The 5,108-nt window shown below is 63.9% G+C and carries 2 protein-coding genes and 1 riboswitch; both genes read right to left on the reverse strand.

All coding sequences use genetic code 11. The features are described from left to right. Window positions 1–54: 54 nt before the first annotated feature. Complete coding sequence (locus JNK99_RS02285; RefSeq protein WP_291848055.1) at window positions 55–2,100, reverse strand: XDD4 family exosortase-dependent surface protein; 2,046 nt, start codon at window positions 2,098–2,100, stop codon at window positions 55–57. 680 nt (window positions 2,101–2,780) lie between these two features. Beyond that, window positions 2,781–4,544 (reverse strand): S8 family serine peptidase, encoded by a 1,764-nt coding sequence (locus JNK99_RS02290; protein WP_291848058.1) that lies wholly within the window; start codon window positions 4,542–4,544, stop codon window positions 2,781–2,783. Window positions 4,545–4,686: 142 nt separating this feature from the next. After that, a riboswitch (cyclic di-GMP riboswitch) is annotated at window positions 4,687–4,770 on the reverse strand. Window positions 4,771–5,108 lie beyond the last annotated feature (338 nt).

Genomic DNA, 5,108 nt, shown 5'->3' on the forward strand with positions numbered 1-5,108 from the left:
CGCGCCGGACTTTTTCCCGCGCGCGGCCTCCCTAAGCGGGCAGCATTGCTGCTCTTAGTTGCACTTTCCGCCTTGACCCATTACGTCTGCCGAGCCGCCCGGCTTGCCCTTGGCAACGAGGTAGATGCTGTTCTCTTCACCGTTGCGCATTGCCGAGGTGATGCACAAGGTTCTGACCTCGCCGTCCTTCAGGCTGTTCACGTTGAACTTCGTTCCGTTCACGTTCAGCTCGAGCTTCTGCACGCCAGGGGTGCCATTGGTCACCGTGACATGGTCTTCTGCGCTGGATGCTTTGACGAGTTGCGACGCCGTCGCTTCCGTCGTTGCATTTTTCGCGCTGCCGGTCAGGCGAATGGCGGTGGCAAACCACGGGTCGGTCGCACACGTCAGACCGAGCGAGTCTGTGGCCGTGCAGGCGATGGTTGCCGTCGCGGTGCTCATCTTTCTTGCGGTGACGATGACGTTAGGTGCTGATGGCACGAAGGTCCAGGTCGGCGGCGTACCCAGCGGACCGGTGGTTGCGACGGGATTGAAGGTCATCCCGGTGGTCGGGTCGATGTTGATCGTCTTCTGGCACTGGATCGATGCGATGTTGCTCATCGAGCCGCTCGGAGAGACGGTGAACTGCACCCCGCTGTAGTAGGCAGGCGGCACCGCCGGGTCACCCGGGAGTGAGGTGATCGGGGAAGTGGTGCATGGATCGTAGATTCCGTTGACCATGTAGTCCTCGACCTCGCCATTCGTGGCCGGTCCGATGGAGCCCGCCGGGCTGGCCGGGGCGACCGTCGCCATCCATGCCGCATCGGTGCTGATGCGGCAGCGCATGGCGGTCGGGCCGGGCGTCAGCGGGGTGGTGAAGCCGCTGAACGTCAGCGCGAAGCTGGTGCCCGCGGCAGTTGCCGCCGGCACCGTGGCGCTTGCCAGTTCTCCGGCATCGCCAAAAATGCCGTTACGGTTGAAGTCGATCCAGCAGGCCAGCTTGGCTGCGCTGGTCGTCCCATTGGTCGCCTTGACGCTCATCTTGACCGAGGTCGTCGTGGTGAGGAGCGTCGGCAGATTCTTGAGGTCGACGCCGTCCTCGTCATCGGCATCGGTCAGATCGTCGGCGGTCGCCGTGTTGTTTTGCAGCGCCCCGTTGTCGCCATCCGGCGGTATCGTGCCGAGATACACCGGTTGGCCGAGTACGTGCGACGCTCCGCCGTCAGCCAGGGTGGTCTTGTAGTTGGGCGGTGTGCTGGCCGTGCCGGCCGCTGTTCCCAGGCTCGGGTCCGGCGCATCGCCGAAATCGGTTTCGACGCAGTTCTGGGGAGGAACGCCGGTGCTGGTTGTTCCGGCAGTACCGAACAGGAACTTGACGTCCTTGATGTCCGCTTGCGTGAAACTGCCGCTGGTGGTGAAGACGAACTGCAGCGAGTCCTCAGCCAGCGGATAGGCCTGCCCGCCGGAAACCGCCGAACCCGAGCCCGCCGCGGCAATGCCGTAGTTCGGCCCGCCATTTCCCACCGCGATGCTGCCGGCGTTGAACAGGCCGCTCCAGCCGGTCGTGGCAACACCGTAAGCACCGTAAGTGAAACTGCTTAGTTGATCCGTCCAGGACGAACCGCTGCCGTTGAACAAAGGAGTGGCGTTATTGATCACCGGGCCCGGCGTGACCCAGATGTTGCTTCCCACCGGGAGCGTCGGATTGGCCGTCGCGTTGTACGACAGGGTCGGGTTGCCAGTGATGTTGAACACTACCCCGGTCAACATATCCGCCTGTTTGGGCGTCGTCGCGCTCGTGTTTTTCAGCACCACCGTCAGTGTTCCGGGAGCGACGGTGAAGGTTGCCTGCCCCTGCACGGTCGTGCCGGTGCCTTCCGGACTGAGCCCGGAGCCGATGCAGATGACCTCGGCCCATGCCGTAGGGATGGCGAGTGCCATGCCGACAGCCGTCATGCCCAGCATCAAGGGGCGTTTCAGGAACGGCGGCTGGAGCCTGGCGCTGCCTTCGGCAGTCTGCCTTTGAGAGAGGTCGGCGGGGTGCTCGATGTGTCCGCCGAGTGCCAGAACAAGGCGCTTCAGTTGCGCCGGGCAGTGTGGTCTTGGAACGTATGTGCTCATGGAATTGCTCCTTCATTCGACTTCACAAAGAGGAAACCCCACGAAACGTCGTCGGTGCGAGAACGTCGGTGGTGGCTCTTTCGGGACCAGTTTTCCGGTCGGGACGCCCTTGCGTGCCCGATTCCGCCAATCGCTTCCTGTGCAACAGGCTCTCCAACCTTTGCCAGACGGTCCGTCGTGCCCGGTACTTCCCTGAACGACGCCTTGTCGGCACGGTATGTTGAAATGGACCACGCCTGTCGCACGCGGTTTCGCAAGCGCCATTAAAGCTGGCCAATCGAAGCGCTCTTCACAAAGACAAGCAAGATCTGGGCCTAGATCAATGGGTTTCTGATTTATTGCATTTTTGCTTTTCCGGACTGACCCCGGATGTGTCAAGATGTAAAACTTTCCGACACCGCCGTCGGCGGTGTCGAAGCAGGCCTGGGCGACTGCTTGCCGGCCATGAAAACGCGGGTCGACAAACGTCGAAAGGGCGCTGATAGCGACGGAGAGGGACGGACGGATCGAACGGCGACCCTGGGACCACGCTGACTGGCGGGGGGGTGCCGCCGCACACGACGGCGGCGGCCAGGGGGCGGATAGGGGGACCCTGCGGGTCGGGCAGGGAAGCGGGTGCTCTCTCGCCCGGCGGGACCGCCGCTTGCCGACAGCCCCGCGCCCGCTGGACGGGGGACTGCTTACTTGGTGACGCTGATCGACTGGGAGGCCAGGTTCCCTGCTGCATCCTTTGCGGTCAGCTTCAGCGTGTGCGTGCCGGCGGCCACCTTCTTGGTGTTCCAGTTGGTGCTCAGGCTGCCGCCGGTCACGGTGCTGACCACCTTGCCGTCGATCGAGAGCGACAGCGTCATGCCGCCGGTGCCGAGATTGTCGGTCGCCAGGCCGCTGATGTTGACGACATTGCTGACCTTGGCGCCGTCGAGTGGCGACTTGATCGTCACACTGGGCGGGGTGGTGTCGGGCGTGGCCGGGGCGTTGGCGATGGTGAAACTGACCGCTGCCGAACTCGCGTAGTTGTTGGCCGCATCATAGGCGTAGGCGATGACGGTCGCCTCGCCATCCGGCATTCTGGTGGTGTCCCAGGTGAAACCGTAGGGTGCGCTGGCGTCGCTCGCATAGGCGGCGCCCCTGATTACCAGATCGACCCGGGCGACGCCGACATTGTCGCTGGCAGCGACATCCAGCGCCACCAGACCGGAGACGGTGCCTCCCCTGGGCGCCGAAATGGTCACCGTCGGAGCTTGCGTGTCGCTCGCTGTAGTGCCTGCCGCCGCTTGCGTGGCGGCCGCTGCGTTGACCCGGCCGGCGCCGTAATGAACGTCCTTGCCGGCGCTGCCGAGGTCGGTGGAGCTTGCGTAGAGGAGGCTCTGCACCTGGCTGATCGGCAGTGTCGGATTGGCTGCCATCATCAGAGCGATGGTGCCGGCGACCACCGGGCTCGAGAAGGATGTCCCGGACCAGAAGCCGTAGTTGCCGCCGCGACTGGTCGTCAGGATGTTCGAGCCGGGCGCCGCGATGTTGATGTGGCTCCCATAGTTCGACCACGAGGTGATGGCGTCACTGCTGTCGGTCGCCGACACGACGACCAGGTTTGCGGTTGGCGCGATCGTCAGGCCGACTCCGTCGTTGCCGGCCGAGACGGCGGTCAGGCCGCCCTTGCCGATCAGGTACTGGGCTGCGCTATCGACGGCGGCACTGCCGGCGATCGCGTAGCTGATGTTGGCGACCCGTGCGCCATTATCTGCAGCCCAGGTCAGTCCGCTGGCAATCGTGCTGCTGTAGCCGTAGCCGGCCGTATCGGAAATGCGGACCGGCATGATCCGCGCGCGATAGGCGACCGAGGCGATGCCGACCCCGTTGTTGCCGGCCGCTGCCGCGGTGCCCGCGACCGCCGTACCGTGCCCGTAGACATCGGCGGTCAGCGAGTTGTTGTCATAGGTGTTCCAGCCCGGCACCATTTGGGCCGCGAGATCCGGGTGGCTGCCATCGACGCCGGTATCGAGGATCGCAATGATGATATTGCTGCCGCTGGTCGTATCCCATGCCGTCGGCGCATTGATCTTGGCGAGGTGCCACTGGCTGGACAGCGAGGGGTCATTGGTCGTTCCGCTCAGCGGCAGGATGCGGTCCCGTTCGACGAACTTGAAATGCTTGTTTCTGGCAAGGGCAGCGGCTGCGGCTTCGGTGTTCGCCTGTGGCGGCAATTGCACGACATGCACGTTGATCGGCCCTATCTTGCCGACCCGCTTGCCGCCATGCGGTTGCAAAGCCAGGTCGACTTCCGCGTCGCTGAGGCCGGCACGCTGCTGGATGAGAAGCCGGCCGGGCACGTAGACCGCTTGTGGCGCAGCGGGCGGTGCGGCAAAAGCCGGGATGGCGACGATACCGAGCAGTAACGCTGCCGAATGGAATGAACGAAGTGGGAAAGCTTTGGTGGTCAACATCTCGAGTCTCCTCTATGTTGGCCTGAACTGGGGTCAGCATTAGGAGCCTGATGATATTGGCTGGTTGCGGGGCGGTTTGCGGTGGCGCGTGGCCAGGCCCCTGGGCGGCGCATTGGATACGCCACTTTCACCTACCTTTACACTTGGCGGTCCCGCTGTCTTGGCCGAAGCCGTCAGACCGGTTACTTTGCGTCCCAGACTTTCGTCTGGTTTGCCCTTTTCAAGTCTCAATCGTGATGAACGAGGTCGCTGAAACAGAAACCAGGCACCAACGATCGAGGGCGAAAGCTAACTCACTTCACTACTCATGTCAAGCTGTTTCCGAAGAGCCCTGCCTCGGCGTATCCGTCGCGCAGAGGAGGGCGCCTGGACGTGGTGCCAGGCAGTGGCGGCGCGGCCGCCGGCAGCGTATCATCACCGGCGGCCCGATCAGCCGGCGCGGCCGCTGCCGCCCATGGCGCCGCCGTTACCTTTCGTGTATCTGGGCAAGAAGCAGGAAGCGGGCGTCTGGGAAGCCTATCTCGGACGCGGCGAAGAAGTGTTCATCGTGCGCGAAGGCATGCT

The organism is Accumulibacter sp. (assembly GCF_016789985.1).
In the GTDB taxonomy this organism is placed as follows: Bacteria; Pseudomonadota; Gammaproteobacteria; order Burkholderiales; family Rhodocyclaceae; genus Accumulibacter.